The organism is Pseudomonas prosekii, assembly GCF_900105155.1.
GTDB classification, from domain to species: domain Bacteria; phylum Pseudomonadota; class Gammaproteobacteria; order Pseudomonadales; family Pseudomonadaceae; genus Aquipseudomonas; species Aquipseudomonas prosekii.
Genome location: NZ_LT629762.1, coordinates 491,528 through 508,056, shown reverse-complemented (window position 1 = coordinate 508,056; position 16,529 = coordinate 491,528). Strand labels below are relative to the sequence as shown.

14 protein-coding genes are annotated in these 16,529 nt (G+C 61.0%); 2 read left to right on the top strand and 12 right to left on the bottom strand.

Translation table 11 applies throughout. The features are described 5' to 3' along the window. Nucleotide 1: 1 nt before the first annotated feature. From glcE to BLU01_RS02320, 4 genes are all read right to left on the bottom strand, one after another. Nucleotides 2–1,051 (bottom strand): glycolate oxidase subunit GlcE, encoded by a 1,050-nt coding sequence (gene glcE / locus BLU01_RS02335; RefSeq protein WP_092270298.1) that lies wholly within the window; start codon nt 1,049–1,051, stop codon nt 2–4. Further along, entirely contained in the window at nt 1,051–2,550 is a 1,500-nt protein-coding gene (glcD, locus tag BLU01_RS02330) for a glycolate oxidase subunit GlcD (RefSeq protein ID WP_092270295.1), read from the bottom strand. Before glcD ends, glcE begins: the two co-directional genes overlap by 1 nt. Before the next feature lie 218 nt (nt 2,551–2,768). After that, complete coding sequence (locus BLU01_RS02325; RefSeq protein WP_092270292.1) at nt 2,769–3,695, bottom strand: alpha/beta fold hydrolase; 927 nt, start codon at nt 3,693–3,695, stop codon at nt 2,769–2,771. 21 nt (nt 3,696–3,716) lie between these two features. Then, a complete protein-coding gene (locus BLU01_RS02320; RefSeq protein WP_092270290.1) occupies nt 3,717–5,171 on the bottom strand; it encodes a flavin-containing monooxygenase in 1,455 nt (484 codons plus the stop codon). A gap of 265 nt (nt 5,172–5,436) precedes the next feature. Between BLU01_RS02320 and BLU01_RS02315 the strand changes: the two genes are divergently transcribed. Then, on the top strand, nt 5,437–6,510 hold the full coding sequence (locus BLU01_RS02315; RefSeq protein WP_092270287.1) for a diguanylate cyclase: 1,074 nt from the start codon (nt 5,437–5,439) through the stop codon (nt 6,508–6,510). 253 nt (nt 6,511–6,763) lie between these two features. Continuing rightward, nucleotides 6,764–8,005 carry a M20/M25/M40 family metallo-hydrolase gene (locus BLU01_RS02310; RefSeq protein WP_092270283.1) on the top strand — a complete coding sequence of 414 codons (1,242 nt, stop codon included), beginning with the start codon at nt 6,764–6,766 and terminating at the stop codon, nt 8,003–8,005. Nucleotides 8,006–8,080: 75 nt separating this feature from the next. Here BLU01_RS02310 and BLU01_RS02305 read toward each other — a convergent pair whose 3' ends face one another. From BLU01_RS02305 to BLU01_RS02270, 8 genes are all read right to left on the bottom strand, one after another. Further along, on the bottom strand, nt 8,081–8,950 hold the full coding sequence (locus tag BLU01_RS02305) for an isocitrate lyase/PEP mutase family protein (RefSeq protein ID WP_092270280.1): 870 nt from the start codon (nt 8,948–8,950) through the stop codon (nt 8,081–8,083). A gap of 349 nt (nt 8,951–9,299) precedes the next feature. Next, the gene (gene astA, locus BLU01_RS02300) at nt 9,300–10,334 is read right to left on the bottom strand and encodes an arginine N-succinyltransferase (RefSeq protein ID WP_092270277.1); all 1,035 of its coding nucleotides are present in this window, start codon (nt 10,332–10,334) and stop codon (nt 9,300–9,302) included. Nucleotides 10,335–10,395: 61 nt separating this feature from the next. Then, a complete protein-coding gene (locus BLU01_RS02295) occupies nt 10,396–11,412 on the bottom strand; it encodes an arginine N-succinyltransferase (RefSeq protein WP_092270274.1) in 1,017 nt (338 codons plus the stop codon). Between the two features lie 120 nt (nt 11,413–11,532). Further along, the gene (locus tag BLU01_RS02290; protein ID WP_092270271.1) at nt 11,533–12,882 is read right to left on the bottom strand and encodes an APC family permease; all 1,350 of its coding nucleotides are present in this window, start codon (nt 12,880–12,882) and stop codon (nt 11,533–11,535) included. A gap of 78 nt (nt 12,883–12,960) precedes the next feature. Then, nucleotides 12,961–13,713: an N-formylglutamate amidohydrolase gene (locus tag BLU01_RS02285; protein ID WP_092270268.1), complete on the bottom strand. Its 753-nt coding sequence runs from the start codon at nt 13,711–13,713 to the stop codon at nt 12,961–12,963. Continuing rightward, nucleotides 13,697–15,028: a glutamine synthetase family protein gene (locus BLU01_RS02280; RefSeq protein ID WP_092270265.1), complete on the bottom strand. Its 1,332-nt coding sequence runs from the start codon at nt 15,026–15,028 to the stop codon at nt 13,697–13,699. Before BLU01_RS02280 ends, BLU01_RS02285 begins: the two co-directional genes overlap by 17 nt. Continuing rightward, nucleotides 15,025–15,669: an isochorismatase family cysteine hydrolase gene (locus tag BLU01_RS02275; protein ID WP_092270262.1), complete on the bottom strand. Its 645-nt coding sequence runs from the start codon at nt 15,667–15,669 to the stop codon at nt 15,025–15,027. Before BLU01_RS02275 ends, BLU01_RS02280 begins: the two co-directional genes overlap by 4 nt. Before the next feature lie 2 nt (nt 15,670–15,671). After that, the gene (locus BLU01_RS02270) at nt 15,672–16,526 is read right to left on the bottom strand and encodes a MurR/RpiR family transcriptional regulator (protein ID WP_092270259.1); all 855 of its coding nucleotides are present in this window, start codon (nt 16,524–16,526) and stop codon (nt 15,672–15,674) included. Nucleotides 16,527–16,529 lie beyond the last annotated feature (3 nt).

Here is a 16,529-nt window from a genome sequence, read left to right as displayed (position 1 = left end):
GCTAGAACTCCGCGTACATCCGGCCAGGGTTGAACAGCCCTTGCGGGTCGAGTTGCGCCTTGAGTTGCCGGTGATAACGCAGCAACGCCGGGGCCAGTGGCTGGAACGGTGTTTGACTGGTGCCGTGGCTGAAACAGGTCGCGTGGCCGCCGAGTTCGTGGGCCAGCGCTTGAATATTGTCGGCATCGGATTTCAACCAGCGTTGCGCGCCGGCCCAGTCGATCAATTGTTCGCCGGGCAGCGCCAACGGTCCGAGATTGTTCGGCAAGGACAACCGCCACAGCGGCAATCCCTCATCAAAAAAAGCCAGGCGTTGTTCGTTCAGTTGCGCCCAATAACCTGAGTCCAGCGGCTCGCCGCCGAGGCGTTGATGGGCCGCCGTCACCGAGCCTTCGCCACCCTCCAGGCGCAGATGCAACCGCTGGCCATCGTGGCTGGCGGCGCTGATCGGCAGCGGTTGCTGGCCCCATTCGGCGAGTTTGATCAGGGCGCGGGCGCTGTCGATTTCCAGGCTGATGCTCAGGCATTGCCGCGGTTTGGGCAGCACTTTGAGCGAGACTTCGGTCAGCACGCCGAGGCAACCGTAACTGCCCACGAGCAAGCGCGAGAGGTCATAACCGGCGACGTTTTTCATCACTTCGCCGCCAAAGCGCAGGTGTTTGCCGAGGCCGGTAATCACCCGCGTGCCGAGGACAAAGTCGCGCACCGAGCCTGACCAAGGGCGCCGTGGGCCGGAGAGCCCGGCGCCGATCATCCCGCCGACCGTGGCGCCGTCGCCGAATGACGGCGGTTCGCACGGGAGCATTTGCCCCTTGGCGTCGAGCGCGGCCAGCAATTCGCTCAGCGGCGTGCCGGCGCGCACGCTGACCACCAATTCTGTCGGGTCGTAGCTGACGATGCCGCGATGGGCGCGGGTATCGAGCACTTCGCCGGCCACCTCGCGTCCGAGAAACGCCTTGCTGTTACTGCCCTGGATGCGCAGCGGCGTGGCGTCGTCGCGGGCCTGATTGACCTGCGCGAGCAACGCTTCGCTGGCATCGAAATCGCTCATCAGAAACGCTCCAGCTCAGGAAACGGCAGTTGCCCGGCGTGAATGTGCATCGCGCCGAATTCCGCGCAGCGGTGCAGGGTCGGGATATTTTTGCCGGGGTTGAGCAGGCCTTGCGCATCGAACGCGGCTTTGACCGCGTGAAACAAAGTCAACTCGTCGCTGTTGAACTGCGCGCACATTTGATTGATTTTCTCGCGGCCGACCCCGTGTTCGCCGGTGATGCTGCCGCCGACTTTCACGCACAGTTCGAGGATTTGCCCGCCCAGCGCTTCGGCGCGCGCCAGTTCGCCGGGCTGGTTGGCGTCGAACAGGATCAGCGGGTGCATGTTGCCGTCGCCGGCGTGGAAAACGTTGGCGACGCGCAACCCGTGTTCGACGCCGAGACGGGCAATGCCCTCAAGCACGCCGGGCAATTCGCGGCGCGGAATCGTGCCGTCCATGCAGTAATAATCCGGCGACAGGCGACCGATCGCCGGGAACGCATTTTTGCGCCCGGCCCAAAAGCGTACGCGTTCCGCCTCGTCCTGCGCCTGGCGAACTTCGCTGGCGCCGGCCTGTTGCATGACCTCGCGCACGCGTTGGCAATCGTCGTGAACATCGGCTTCGACGCCGTCCAGTTCACACAACAAAATCGCCTCGGCGTCGATTGGGTAACCGGCGTGGATAAAATCTTCGGCGGCGCGGATCGCCAGGTTGTCCATCATTTCCAGGCCGCCGGGGATGATCCCCGCGGCGATAATGTCGGCGACCGCGCGGCCAGCCTTTTCCACGGAATCGAAACTCGCCAGCAAGACCTTCGCGACCTGCGGTTTGGGCAGCAGTTTGACCGTGACTTCAGTGATGATCCCGAGTAAACCTTCCGATCCGGTGAACAGCGCGAGCAGGTCGAAACCGGGCGAATCAAGCGCTTCAGAGCCCAGCGTCAGGCGTTCGCCCTCGACCGTGAGCACTTCGAGTTTCAGCAAGTTGTGCACGGTCAAACCGTATTTGAGGCAGTGCACGCCGCCAGCGTTTTCGGCGACGTTACCGCCGATGGAACAGGCGATTTGCGACGATGGGTCCGGCGCGTAATACAGACCGAACGGCGCGGCAGCCTGGGAAATCGCCAGGTTGCGCACCCCGGGCTGGACCCGTGCGGTGCGTGCCGCGGGGTCGATATGCAGGATGTTGTTGAAGCGTGCCATTACCAGCAGCAGGCCTTTTTCCAGCGGCAAAGCACCGCCCGACAACCCGGTACCGGCGCCGCGCGCGACCACCGGTACGTGTTGCGCGTGGCAGATTTCGAGGATTTTCTGCACTTGCTCCAGACGCCGGGGCAGGGCGACCAGCATTGGCGTGGTGCGATACGCGGAGAGGCCATCGCATTCGTAAGGCTTGAGTTCTTCTTCGCGCCAGAGCAGGTCGAGGTCGGGGATCTGCTGGTTGAGCTGATTGCGCACGGCAGTTTTGTCCACGTCTGGCAGGACACCGTCGATACGCTCGTCGTAAAGAATGTTCATCGCAATGCCCCTTCCAGAAAGCCTTCTTGAGCTGTTGCCGAATCTTTTTGTACCTGATGTAACGCCCGCCGCAATTTGCCTTTGCTCCATGTAGCAGCTGCCGAAGGCTGCGTTCGTCTGCGCAGCAGACGCCAAATCCTTGCCCACCTGAAATAGCGCATTTACCAATTTACGACTGCTGCGCAGCCGAACGCAGCCTCCGGCAGCTGCTACAAGGGTTATGCGCCCGGTTTCAGAAACTCTTGATACAACCGCGCCGCGCGCACCGGTTGCTCGACCATCGGCATATGGCCGATGCCTTCCCAGATATCGACGCGCAAATTGTCGATGCCCTTGCTCCACACCGCGACGCTGCTGACGTCGATCAGCCGATCCTTGCGTCCCCACAACAACAGCGCCGGGCATTTGATGTCGGGGAGTTTCGGCTCCATCGGTGGGCTGGTGCGAAAATCCTCAAAGATTTCCGCCAGTTCCTCACGGTTCTGCTCGTAGCGCTGGGCGACCGCGTCGAGCACCACGCCGGGCACCCACGGCGGGTTGGCCATGGTCATCGCGTAGAACTGCTGAAATTCTTCCTTGGAATTGATCAAAAACGGATTGTGGCCCTTGGCCAATTGGCGCTCCAGGTCGCTGATTTCCGGCGCGGTCACGCCCGCCGGGTCGATCAGCGCCACCGAGGCAATCCGCTCGGGGTAGGTGGCCGCGAGCCACGCTGCGATGTAGCCGCCCATGGAATTGCCGATCACGTGGACCTTCTCGACCCCGCAGACATCGAGCAACTGAATCATGCGTTTCGCTTGCAGCGCGATGTCGTAGCCGCCGCCGGCCTTGAACCCGGTTTCGCCATGGCCGGCGAGGTCGGGAATGATTACCCGGTAATCGCCGACAAAGTGCCGGGCAAAACGTAGCCACAGGTTCTTGTCGGCGCTGTAGCCGTGCAGCATCAACACCGCACTCGAGGCTTCGTAAGGCCCGCCCTGCCAGGTCGAAACAGTCATTTCGCTGATCGGCACGACAATCTTGTGCAACCGATACAACTTGGCCTCCAGGGCCATGCTCAGGTCATACAACCAATGGCCGATGGCCGGGTAACTCAACCAGCTCCAGGCTATAAACACCGCAATCGCGACTACCAACACAAGCATCAGGCGCTTCCTTTTACGTGATCAGGACAGAATGTGGTCAGCGGGTTTCAGCGTTCGGGTCAAACGGTGATAGCTGAAACTGAACCCCGGAAACATGGCGATCACATGACCGCTCTTGCTTTGATACCAACTGTTGCAGCCACCGGACTTCCACACCGTGCGTTCCATTTCCCGGTGGATCATTTCAGTGTAGGTACGTTCTGCTTCGGGGCGCACTTCAATGCTGCGCAGACCCTGTTCTTTTAGTGTGCGAATACAACCGAGGATGTAATTCATCTGCGATTCGATGATGAACAGCGCCGAGGTATGACCGATGCCGGTGTTGGGTCCGGTGACGATAAACAAGTTGGGAAAGTCCGGCAGGCTGGTGCCCAGATAGGCCCGCGGGTATTGCGCCCAGACGTCTTTGAGGCGCGTGCCGTTTTTGCCGGTGACCGGGTAGGAAATCACCCCGTCGGTGGCGTCGTAACCGGTCGACCAGACGATCAGGTCGACATCAATGTGCTGGCCGTCGAGGGTATTGATTCCGCTTGCATCAAGTGTGGCGATGGCCTGTTCGCGGCTGTGCAGCGTGACGTTCGGCCGGGCCAGCGCCGGATACAGGGTGCTCGAGACGATCACCCGCTTGCAGCCGATAGTGAAATCCGGAGTCAGTTTGCGGCGCAGTTCCGGGTCAGGCACTTGGCGTTTGAGAAAACGTAGCGCGTGTTGCTGCACCAGATGAATCGCCGGTCGGGAATATTTGAACGCAATCACCCGGGTTTCGAATTGCCAGTAGATCATCCAGCGCAGCAGTTTGTAGGCCGGTTTCAGCCCCAGTAGCCAACGCTGAAAGCGCCCGAACCTGCGGTCGGCGCGCGGCAACACCCAGTGCGCCGAGCGCTGGAATACGTGCAGGTGCGCGACATCGGGCGCAATCGCCGGGATGATTTGGGCGGCACTCGCGCCGCTGCCGATGATCGCGACCCGTTTACCGCGGTAGTCGTAGGAATGATCCCAATGATTGGTGTGAAAGGTCTTGCCTTGGAAAAGATCCTGGCCATCGAAGCGTGGGATAACCGGTTGGCTGAGCGGCCCCGTGGCGTTGATCAGGAACTGCGCGTAGAACGTGCCTTTGCTGCCGACGTGCACAGCCCAGCGTTTATTGGCGTCGTCCCATTCGATGGCTTCGACGTTGGCCTCGAGTTCGACCTTGTCGCGCAAACCGAATTGCTCCACCACATGCTCGGTGTAGCGCTGCAGTTCAGCTTGTTCGGCGAACATTTGCGTCCATGGATAAGGCGCGAAGGACAGCGAATACAAGGGCGAGGGCACGTCGACGGCGGCGCCGGGGTAGGTGTTCTGGCACCAGGTGCCGCCAAAAAAATCCCGCCGCTCCAACAGGCGAAAATCGCTGATGCCGGCCTTGAGCAAATTCACCGCCGCACACTGTCCGCCAAAACCGCTGCCGATGATCAACACCTGAAAAGTTTGCATGCGCCTCCTCGTTTATTGAACCCACCCAACATGTATAGCCTGCTTTTGTGGGAGCAAAGCTTGCTCGCGATAGCGCCGCCGCGGTTTTCCAGAAGTCCGCGTCAGCATTCTTCGCGGGCAAGCCTCGCTCCTACAGGGGGTTGCGGCGTAATCGGGGCCGGGGGATTCACCGCCAGCCGGTGATGGCTATTTGACGTCGCCCTGATAGACTGCCAGCACCCCCGCAAGCCCGGGTATCAGATTCCGTTCAGTGATCGAGGCCTTTATGGCAAAAACTGGAGGAAAGGGACTTTCGCTCGCCAAGCGTCTCTACACGTCGCGCACCTTGGGTCTGGTCCTGGGTTTACTGTGCGTGAGTGCAGCGATGTACCCGCTCGATCCGGCGCCGTGGGTCTGGGCGCTGATGCTGTTCAATGGCTTGCTCTGGCCGCATCTGGCCTATCAATGGGCGCGCCGGTCTCCAGTGCCTTATCACGCCGAATACCGCAACTTGCTGGTCGACGCCTTTCTCGGCGGCTTCTGGGTCGCGGCCATGCAATTCAATCCGCTGCCCAGCGCTACCACGATCTCAATGATGGCGATGAACAACGTCGCCATCGGCGGCCTGCGTTTTCTGCTGGTCGGCACGGTGGTGCAGATCTTCGGTATGGGCGCCGGCATGCTGATTTTCGCCCCGTTGTTCATCGCGCAAACCAGCCAATTACAGCTGTACGCCTGTTTGCCGTTGCTGTGCCTGTACCCGTTGGCACTGGGTTGGATCTGCTTTCGTCAGGCCGACACCCTCGGCCGACGCAAACGTGAACTGTTGGCGCTGAGCCGCACCGACAGCCTCACCGGCCTGCTGAATCACGGCGCCTGGAAGGATCAGCTCGAGGTCGAATTCCAGCGTTGTCATCGGCAGCAGCAGGGCGGGGCGATTGCGCTGATCGACATCGACCACTTCAAATCGATCAACGACACCTATGGCCACGTCGCCGGGGACATCGTTCTGCGACAACTGAGCAAAATGCTCAAGCAAAACCTGCGCGCCACGGATGTTGCCGGGCGTTACGGCGGCGACGAATTCTGCGTGATCCTTCCCGACTTGCCGCTGAGCAGCGCCGCGATGGTCATGGATGCCTTACGCGATCGTTTCGCCACCCTCGGCTACGAGCAGAGCCCGGCATTGAAAGTCAGCCTGAGCATTGGCCTCGCCGCGTTCAACCCGGCGCACAGCGATGCGACGTTGTGGCTCAACGACGCCGATCAAGCGCTGTACGAAGCCAAGAGCACCGGGCGCAACCGGGTAATCTGCTGCGGCGACGGCAAGCCCCGGCATGAATTGCTCGATCCGGTCTGATCATAATCGCCCTATGTAGCAGCTGGCGAAGCCTGCGTTCGGCTGCGCAGCAGTCGCCAATTTAAACAACACCACCGTTTCAGAGAAATCACCTACTGCGGTTTTGCGACTGCTGCGCAGCCGAACGCAGCCTTCGGCAGCTGCTACAACAGATGTGTGTCGTTGCGGGCGGTCGATGTCGCATCCGGTATAGAGCCTCGCGGCCCAGTGCGGTAGGGTTCGACGACCCCCGACGAGAAACAAGGATCGATTCATGACGTTCAAACTCGCTCGCTCCCCGCTGGCCAGCAGCCTCGCACTGACCTTCGCCCTCGGCGTTTTCGCCCCCGCAGCCTTCGCCGAACCGCACAAACAAGTGCTTGCCGATTCCGAGCAGTACAAGGCCGAAGCGCTGAAACTGCTGGAAAAACTGGTCAACATCGACTCCGGTTCCGGTTATGAACCGGGCCTGACCCAAGTCAGCGACATCGCCGTCGACGAGCTGAAAAAACTTGGCTTCAGCATCGAACTGGTGCCTAACACTCCGGACAAAAGCAGCCACGTAGTTGCCACGCTCAAAGGCACCGGCAAAGCGAAAATCCTCCTGATGGCGCACATGGACACGGTGTTCAAGGAAGGTTCGGCCGCCGAGCGTCCGTTCCACATCAAGGACGGTCGCGCCTACGGGCCTGGCGTGATGGACGACAAGGGCGGCATCGTTGCCGGGATCTACGCGCTGAAAGTCTTGAAAAATCTCGACTTCAAGGACTACGCGCAGATCACCTTCCTGCTCGATGCCAGCGAAGAGTCCGGCTCGGACATCGCCACCGACCTGATCAAGAAAACCGCCAAGGCCCACGACGTCACGCTCAATCTGGAACCCGGTCGCCCGGCCGATGGTTTGGTGGTGTGGCGCAAGGGCAGCGCCACTGCCGTCGTCGAAGTGAAGGGCAAAGCCGCCCACGCCGGGGTTGCGCCGGAGCTGGGGCGCAACGCTGCGATGGAAGCCGCGCATCAGATTCTGCAATTGGGCAAATTGGGCGACGAAGCGAAGAAAACCACGATCAATTTCACCGTGCTCAAGGCCGGCGACCGCACCAACGTGATCCCGGATCAGGCCACCGCCAAGGCCGATGTGCGCGCAGCGGTGCCGGAAGAGTTCGACCGGATCGAGAAGGATCTGGCGCGGGTGTCGAAGGACAAGTTGATCGCCGACACCGAGGTCACCACCACGCTGGAGCGCGGTTTGCCGCCGATGCCGCAAACGCCGGAGTCGGATCGGCTGATGGCCATGGCGCAGGGGATTTACGGCGAAATCGGCCGCAAACTCACCGAAGAAGGCAGCGGTGGGGCGGCGGATGCGAGTCTTTCGGCAGGCGTTGGTACGCCGACGCTCGACGGTTTCGGGATTGTCGGCGGCAACATTCATACACCGGAGGAATACGCCGAAGTCGAAAGCGTCGCGCCACGGATCTATCTGCTGTCGCGGATGATCATGGAATTGACCAAGCGCTGAACCACACCGCCAAAGGTCGTTCCCATGCTAGGCGTGGGAACGATCAGATGAGCGGTGTCGCGGCTGGCGCCGTACTCACTCTTTAACGCGCATAAACTCTTCGGCGTAGCGAATGTATTCTTCTGGCTGCGTGTAGGTGTGGGTCAGTTCGGTCGCGCTCAGGTCCGAGGCCTGGGTGAAGATTTGGCGTTGTTCGCGCAGGCTGTCGTAAGTTGCCTTGATCGCCGCAAAGTACGCGCCGTGGCCGTCGATCGTCACCCGCACACCCAGTTCCGCGAGGCGTTTGTCGTCGCGCAGCGCCGGGTTGCCATAGGTCACCAGCATCAACGGCACGTTGAGGTTTTCGGCGATTTTTTCCAGTTGGTCGAAATCCTGCACGCCCACCATGCAAATGCCGTCGGCGCCGGCGTTCTGGTATTGCTGGGTGCGGTTGATGATTTCCTTGATCGGCAGAATCCCCGCGTTGGTGCGGGCGATGATTGCCATTTCCTTGTCGACCCGGGCTTCGAGAGCCGCGCGGATCTTGCCGACGCCTTCGGCAACCCCGATCAGATCGGTGGATTTACGGCCGAATTGTGCGGGCAGCAACGTGTCTTCGATGGTCAGCGCGGCGATGCCGGCGCGCTCCAGTTCAACGATGGTGCGCATCACATTGAGCGCGTTGCCGTAGCCGTGGTCGGCGTCGGCGATCACCGGCAATTGGGCGACGCGGCCGATGCGCGTGGCTTGTTCGGCGAATTCACTGAGGGTGATCAGGGCGAAATCGGGGGCGCCCAGCACCTGCAACGAGGCGACCGAGCCGCCAAGAATGCCGACTTCAAAACCCAGGTCAGCGGCGATGCGCGCGGACATCGGGTCGAACACCGAGGCGGTGTGATAGCAGGTATCGGAGGCCAGCAATTGACGAAAGTTACGGCGCAAATCTTGATGGGAAAGCCTGGACATATAGTTCCACCACTGCATTGGAATGGAAGGGCTTGAACAAAACTGTCAACGCCGAAGGAACAAAAGGCTATCACGCGAGCGCGGCAAAGATGATGACGAATTTAAACTCGGGTGAAACGATACCGCTCTCGGCGGGGTTGGGCTTGGCTGGATTTTGGTCAGTTTGCCGAGCTCCTTGTAGCAGCTGCCGAAGGCTGCGTCCGAGTGCGCAGCGCTCGCAGTTGGATAAACCTGCATAAACAAATTCACTCAATCGAGTGAACGAAGTGTACCGGGTCGGTAATTTTAGGGCCGCTTCGCAGCCCGACGCAGGCTTCGCCAGCTGCTACAGGGGCGTATGGTGATGCAGTCAGGCCGCCACAGCCTGCTGCTCCTGATTCGGCAACGGCACCGCGCGCACCGAGTTGCCCGGTTGCAGTTGCAGGCGTTTCGCGGTCAATCGATCAACGATCAGGCTGTTACCTACCAACCGTGCCTGGGCCGTAGTGATCCGGCAGTTCTCCAGTCGTCGGTTGTGGATCAGCCACACCGGCGCCTGATCATCCGGCGTACCGATGCCGAGAATCAGCGGCTGACTGTCGCGTACCGTGCGAATCTTCGCCACCGGCGCTTCAATCACTGGCCCGCCGTCGAAGATGTCGATGTAGTCCTTATGCGCAAAACCCTCGGCATTGAGAATTTTCAACGCCGGTTGCGTGTTCGGGTGGGCCTGTCCAATCACCGCTTGCGCCTGTTCGGTCAGCAGGCAGGTGTACAGCGGCTGGCGCGGCATCAGTTCGGCGATAAAGGATTTGTTGCCGAGCCCCGACAGTTGATCGGCATAACTGAAATCCATCTGGAAAAAGTGCCGGCCCAGGCTGTCCCAGAACGGCGAACGCCCTTGCTCGTCGGCACTGCCGCGCAGCTCGGCGATCATCTTTTCGCCGAACAACTGGCGGAACTCGGCGACAAACAGCAAACGCCCCAGCGACAACAAACGCCCGTTATAACCCTGACGCTGATCCGGTCGCAGAAACAGCGAGCACAGCTCCGATTGCCCGGTCATTTCATTGTTCAGGAACAACGTCGGGATCTGCCGCTGAATGCCCAGGTCCGGCGACGAATTCACCGTCAGCCCGACCCGATAGTTGTACCAGGGCTCGCGAATGCCGACGGCGCCGGTCAGCGCACTGACCCCGACCACTTGCTGATCATCGTCCTCGAGCACGAACAGATAATCGGCGTCGGCGCGCTCGACTTGTTCGGCGAACGTGCGTTGCGACCAGCGCACCCGATGGCCGAGCCGTTCCTCGTTGGCCGGCAGGGTGGTGTACCCCGGACCGGCCTGTTGCACCAGCGCCAACAAGGCGGGCAGGTCGGCGACGCTAACCGGGCGGACAATCATGATGCAGCTCCTTTTGCGCACGTGCTCGGGCGCTGTCGTTGGGCGCGGGGCCGGGTGATGCTCACAGGGCGATCAGCCGGATCGGGCTGCCGTCAGTCACGTGCAACGCGGCGCACATCTCGGCGCTCAGACCCACCGTCTGCCCATCGTTGAATGCCAGTTCGGCGACAATCGCCCGATAGTCCCTGAGCGAATCATTGCTCAGCAGATAACTGCCACGCGCCTCGATGACCTCAACCTGCTGCACCCGCGCCGTGTGGCTGCGAGTGATCGAATTGATCGTCGAAGTGCGCGCGAAGAGCGTCGGCCCGCCGTCGAACAGGTCGATGTAACTGTTGGTTTCGAAGCCTTCACGCTCAAGAATGTCGAACGCTTCCTGGCCATCGGGGTGAACCCGGCCAATGCATTCCTGCGCCGCTGGCGGCAGCATCGGCACGTAGATCGGGTAATGCGGCATCAATTCAGCGAGAAACGTCCGGCTCTGCAGCCCGCACAGCCTTTCGGCCTCAACGTAGGGCAGATCGAAAAAGTGTTTGCCCAAGGCATTCCAGAACGGCGACTGGCCTTGTTCATCGCTGTAACCAACGATTTCGGTAATCACCGCTTCGGAAAAACGTGCCGTGTGCGCCGCGATAAACAGCAGTCGCGCGCGCGAAAGCAATTCGGAAAACGGCGTGCGCACCAGCGCCGCGTCAATGTGAAAGCCGCGCAGCAAGGTGTGGCCGCTGAGGTCGTGGCACAACGACAGCGCCGGCACGCCGTGTTCGATGTTCAGTTCGCGCGAGGCGCTGGTGAAGTGCCGGTTGCGCAGGCTGTAGAACGGTTCGGCGAACCCGGCAGTGGCGAGGATTTCCGAGCAACCGGTCAGGCGCTCGGTGGCCAGGTCTTCGAGGACGAAGAAGTAATTTTCCGGGCCATTGCTTTCAACGTCCCGGTTAAACGAATCGTTGGAATCGAGGATCTTTTCCCGCAAGCGTTCGCTGTCGTCCGGCAGCGAGGTCACGCCCACCAGGCTGTCGCGGGCCAGTTGCTGCAACTGGGGCAGGTCGGTCAGTTCGACTGGACGTAAGACCAGCATGGATGCACTCCTGTATCAAAGGGTTCGACGGTTTTCCGCCGAACCTGACTATCACTGTCGGTTTCCACGCGTTAAAGCAGCGGTCGCCTGATTTGTTGTCAGACGCCGCCCTTTTTATTGTCAGACGTTGCTCGGGTCCGGCAGCGTTGTGCTGGCGCCCAGTTTGTTGAGGAAGAACAGATAGACCAGACCCAGCGCGATCCAGATCAAGCCAAGCTTCTGCGCATCAACGCCCATGTTGTACATGATGGCCGCGACGATGATGAAGCCGATTGCCGGGCACAACAGGTGACGAATCACCTGGCCGGATTTCTGCCGGCGCCAGTAGTAATTGATCACGGTCAGGTGCAGCAGCATGAAACCGCTCAGCGCGCCGAAGTTCACCAGCGAGGTCAGGGTGTCGACCGAATTGATGAACAAGTAGCAGATCACCAGCGACAGCACCGCCACCAGATAAATGCTGATGTACGGCGTGTTGTGTTTCGGATGGACTTTGGCCAGCACCTTCGGCAGTTTGCCGTCGCGCGCCATGCCGAACAGCAGCCGCGACACCGCCGCTTGCGAAGTGATGGCGACCGCCACGCCCCAGGCCAGCGCGGTGGCCACGCCGGTCAGCGTTGCGAGCCAACTGCCAGCGGCGATTTCGGCGATTTCATAAAACGCAGTGTCCGCCGAGGTGAAACCCATGCCCGCCGCGAGGTCGGTGGCGATCCAGGTTTGCACGACAAAAATCACGCCCATCACCACCAGCGTAATCAACGCCGCTTTGCCGACGCTGCGGCCCGGATCGCCCTTGATCTCTTCGGCGAGCGTGGAAATCGCATCGAAGCCAAGGAACGACAACACCGCAATCGACACTGCTTGCATCAGCAGGGCGAAGTTGAATGTTTGCGGGTTATACAGCGGCGCCAGAGTCAGTTGGCCGTTGCCGCCACCGTTGTGCAGGGCGTTCCAGGCGTAGAACAGGAAAATCCCCAGCACCACCAGTTGCGCGAGCAGAAACACAATGTTCATCCGCGCGGTGAAAGTGATGCCGCGCAGGTTTACAAACGTTGCGCTGACCAGGAATGCGAGGATGAAGCCGACTTTCGGAATATCCGGATACAGATGATTCAGCGCCATCGCCGCGTAGACGTACAGCAGCGGCGGGATCAGCAGGTAATCGAGCAGCATCAACCAACCGGCGATAAACCCGACATGTTGATTCAAGCCGCGTTGCGCGTAGGAATACACCGAGCCGGCGATAGGAAAAGCCCGGGCCATGCTGCCGTAGCTGAGCGCGGTGAACAGCATCGCAATCATGCCGATGATGTACGCCAGCGGCACCATCCCCGGCGCCTCGGCGTTGACGTAGCCATACACACCAAACGGTGCGATCGGGATCATGAAGATCATCCCGTACACCACCAGGTCCGTGAGCGTCAGGCTACGTTTCAACTCCTGCTTGTAGCCGAATTCTTCTATTTCCATGAAGCGTTTCTCCTTATCAGTCGTTCGGACAACTTTTAGTTTTTATGCGGGCAGAGCTTTTTTATGTAGAGCTTTTTCCTACAGCAGCGGGGCCAGATATCCGGCCCAGCGAGCAACGTTTTCAGGCGTGCGCAGCAGGTCGTTGCGCACCTCGATCAACAGTGCTTGCAAGCCGCGAGCATCGCCGTGCACCGGCACGGTCATGTCGCCCAACGGGTCGATTTTGTACGGCTGATTACCTGCAACTTTCAACGGATGTCGGGCCAGACCGTCGAGCACGTTTTGCGCGTATTGCCGCGCTTCGCCGAACAGCACACCGGCCTCCAGCGGCCGCTGCTGTCCGTAATAAACCGGGGTGAAACTGTGAATGCCCACCACCCGCACCGGGCGACCGTGCGCCACACGCTCATCGATCAGGGTTTGCAGGCGCGTGTGAAACGGCTTGAACAACATCTGCCGACGATGCTCGCGCGTCGCTTCATCGAGTTGCTGGTTACCCGGCACTTGGTAGATTTCGCTTTGCCCGGGAATGCTGTCCGGGGCATGGCGCGGGCGGTTGAGGTCGATCAGCAAACGCGAATAGTTCGCCGCCAGCAGGGTCGCGCCGAGGGTCTCGGCCAAACGTTCGGCCAGCGCCAGGGCGCCGATGTCCCAGGCAATGTGCTGGCGCGCGGCTTCGGCGTTCAGGCCCAGGTCATTCAGGGCCGGCGGGATAAACCGGCTGGCGTGTTCGCACACCAGAATCAACGGGTGCTCGGAGTCTTCCCGGCTCAAGGTGTACGCGGGGCGGGTGTAAAGCCCCTGTTCAACGGATTCAGTACAGGCGCGCATAGTGCTCACAAAGTTCGGCGGGCGAGAGCTGTTCCGTCAGCGTCAATTCCTCGGTTTTCAGGGCGAAATAGGTGTCGAGCAAGGCCTGCGGCAAGGCTTCGATCAGCGCCTCGCTGTTGCGCAGGCAATCCAGCGCCTGGGTCAACGAAGCGGGCAGGGCGACGATGCCGCGCGATTGGCGTTGCTCCTCATTCAAGGCATCGGGGATTTCATCGGTGATCGCGTTCAGTGCCAGGCGTTGCTCAATGCCCAGGCGCCCGGCGATCAGCAGCGCGGCCATTGCCAGATGTGGCGAGGCAGTGGCGTCCATCGCGCGAAATTCCAGGTTGTACTGCGCCGCGACCGATTTGCCGCCGAGGCTGACTGTCGGGCAAATCCGTAACGCCGCTTCCCGGTTGCGTTGGCCGAGGCAGGCGTACGACGCGCTCCAGTGATGCGGCTGCAACCGTTCGTAGGACACCGGCGTCGGCGCGGTAAACGCACACAGTGCCGGCAAGTAATGCAGCACACCGGCGGCCCAATGCTGGCCGAGCGTCGACAAGCCGTTGCTGGTGCCGGCGTCGTACAGCAGCGGTTGCCCGGCCAGGTCCTGCAGGCTGACGTGCAAGTGCACGCCGTTGCACACAGCAGTTTCGGCGGTTTTCGGCGCGAAACTCAGGTCAAGGCCCATTTGCCGGGCGACCTCGCGGGTGATTTCACGCACATTGACCGCGCGGTCGGCGGCAGCAACGCCGAGGGTCGGGCGGCAGGTGATTTCGTATTGATGCTTGCCGTATTCCGGCAGGAACATTTCCGGTTCGACGCCGCCCGCGCGCAGTGCGCTGAGCAGCCAGCCGCCAAACTCGGCGCCCTGGCGCTGCGCTTCAAGGGAAAATGCCAAGTGTTCGGTAGCGCCGCTGGCGAGGTTGAACTCGTGTTCGAACGCCGCGTTGACCTGCAAACCGAGCTCGGCGCGATAACGTTCCACTTCATTGCGCAGCAGCGTGCGCGGGCAAGCGCTCCACGGCCGGCCATCGGTTTCGCAAAGGTCGCCGTGGATGAAATCGAGCGTCGGGGCGTTGGCGTCCGGGCCATTGTTGACGGTCACCCGGCTGCTCAGGTCAGGAATCAGCCGCAAATCACCATAAGCGCCCCACGGGTTGGTCGAGGCGATCACATCTTGCGGGGTCAGCGCGCTGTTGGCCGGCACCCAGCCGCAACCGGCGGCTTGATAGTGCTCCAGCTCATCGCTGGGAAACGAGCGGCCACGGGTCACGCCGATCAGGTCGGTGGTGACAATCGTGGTCATCGGCACCGGCAACAGGCGCGCGCTCATGGCTGCATCTCCTGCAAACGACGGAGCACGGTTTGTGTGTCGGTAATCCAGCAATAACCCTTGATCGCGTTGAGGCAGGCCTGGTGACGTTGCTCGGTATAGGTCGCGCAGGCGTCGGCGACCAGCGTCACCAGATAGCCGCGGTCGGCAGCGTCGCGCACCGCCATGTCCACGCATTGGTCGGTGACGATGCCGGCAATGATCAAGTGCCGCGTTTCGAGATTGCGCAGCACGTAATCGATGTTGGTCGAGTTGAACACCCCCGAAGAAGTCTTCGGCAGGACGATTTCGTTTTCCTGCGGCGTCAGTTGTTCAATCACCTGCGCCTGCGGGCTGCCCTTGGGCAAATGCATGTCCGAGAGTTTGTGGTCCAGCGAGCGGTCGCGGCCATCGGCGGTGAGGCTTTCGATCAAGGTGTGCAAAACGTTCTGCCGCGCGCCGCGAAAGGCTTCGAGCAAGCGCTGTTGATTGGGCACCACCTGCTGGCGCGTGCGGCTGAGGAAATACTCGGCGTCAGGCTCGTTGAGGTGCGGGTCGAACTGCGGTTCGAGCCAGGCGCGTTGCATGTCGACCAGCAATAGCGCGGTGTGGTCGGTGACAAACGGCAAGTCGCGGGGCGAGCGGTGAGGGAGCGTCAACATCCTTATTTTTCCTCAAGCAAATGGGTATCGAAGTCGGAGCGCACGGCATCGATGCCTTCGAGCCGATCGGCGAGGTCCGGGCTGCGCAAGGTCAGGCAGGCGATCAACGCCTCGATTTGCGCCAGTGCCGGGACCATGCTGTCGAACGCGGAAACCGATTCCACCGGTGCGCTGATGATCAAGTCGGCCATCTCGCGCAGCGGCGACGCATAAATGTCGGTAAACAGCACAACGCGGGCATAACGGTTTTTCGCCGCGCTGGCCACGCGCAAGGCCTGGGTCTGGTAGCGCCGATAGTCGAACACCAGCACCACGTCCTGGCGCTGCACATCGAACAAACGGTCGGGTAACTGAGCGTTGTCTTCCATGGCAAAACAGCCGGGGCGCAGCAGGCGCAGGTGATTGAGCAGGTAATTGGCGAGGAAACTGCTGAAACGCCCCCCGAAGCAATGCACTTGATGGCGCACGTCGAGCAGCCATTCGACCAGAATGCGCACGTCTTCGGGTTGGGTCAGGGCTTGGGTTTCGATCAGCGAGCGATGCGTCTCGGCCAGGTAGTGGCTCCACGGATCGTCTTTTTGCAAATGAGCGCGCGGTTGCAGCAGGGCGCTGGGGGAGCGTAAGCGGTGGTCCATGTCGCTGAGCAGGGCGTCCTGGAATTCAGCGTAACCACCAAAACCGAGTTTCTTCACCAGCCGCACAATGGTCGGATCGCTGACACCGGCATGTTCGGCCAGACGCGACATCGGCCCCAACCCGTTACGCGGGTATTGGTCGAGCAAGGCGCGGATGACTTTGCGCTCCGACGGCGTCAATACGAGGCCGGGATCGGTGATCAAGTCTCTGAGAGGCGGCATCCG

Excerpts from the sequence above, each read along its gene's own strand:
- glcD (WP_092270295.1), bottom strand. The coding sequence starts at position 2,550 with ATGAACATTCTTTACGACGAGCGTATCGACGGTGTCCTGCCAGACGTG.
- BLU01_RS02315 (WP_092270287.1), top strand. The coding sequence starts at position 5,437 with ATGGCAAAAACTGGAGGAAAGGGACTTTCGCTCGCCAAGCGTCTCTAC.
- glcE (WP_092270298.1), bottom strand. The coding sequence starts at position 1,051 with ATGAGCGATTTCGATGCCAGCGAAGCGTTGCTCGCGCAGGTCAATCAG.
- BLU01_RS02295 (WP_092270274.1), bottom strand. The coding sequence starts at position 11,412 with ATGCTGGTCTTACGTCCAGTCGAACTGACCGACCTGCCCCAGTTGCAG.
- BLU01_RS02280 (WP_092270265.1), bottom strand. The coding sequence starts at position 15,028 with ATGAGCGCGCGCCTGTTGCCGGTGCCGATGACCACGATTGTCACCACC.
- BLU01_RS02325 (WP_092270292.1), bottom strand. The coding sequence starts at position 3,695 with ATGCTTGTGTTGGTAGTCGCGATTGCGGTGTTTATAGCCTGGAGCTGG.
- BLU01_RS02305 (WP_092270280.1), bottom strand. The coding sequence starts at position 8,950 with ATGTCCAGGCTTTCCCATCAAGATTTGCGCCGTAACTTTCGTCAATTG.
- BLU01_RS02320 (WP_092270290.1), bottom strand. The coding sequence starts at position 5,171 with ATGCAAACTTTTCAGGTGTTGATCATCGGCAGCGGTTTTGGCGGACAG.
- BLU01_RS02275 (WP_092270262.1), bottom strand. The coding sequence starts at position 15,669 with ATGTTGACGCTCCCTCACCGCTCGCCCCGCGACTTGCCGTTTGTCACC.
- astA (WP_092270277.1), bottom strand. The coding sequence starts at position 10,334 with ATGATTGTCCGCCCGGTTAGCGTCGCCGACCTGCCCGCCTTGTTGGCG.
- BLU01_RS02285 (WP_092270268.1), bottom strand. The coding sequence starts at position 13,713 with ATGCGCGCCTGTACTGAATCCGTTGAACAGGGGCTTTACACCCGCCCC.
- BLU01_RS02270 (WP_092270259.1), bottom strand. The coding sequence starts at position 16,526 with ATGCCGCCTCTCAGAGACTTGATCACCGATCCCGGCCTCGTATTGACG.
- BLU01_RS02310 (WP_092270283.1), top strand. The coding sequence starts at position 6,764 with ATGACGTTCAAACTCGCTCGCTCCCCGCTGGCCAGCAGCCTCGCACTG.
- BLU01_RS02290 (WP_092270271.1), bottom strand. The coding sequence starts at position 12,882 with ATGGAAATAGAAGAATTCGGCTACAAGCAGGAGTTGAAACGTAGCCTG.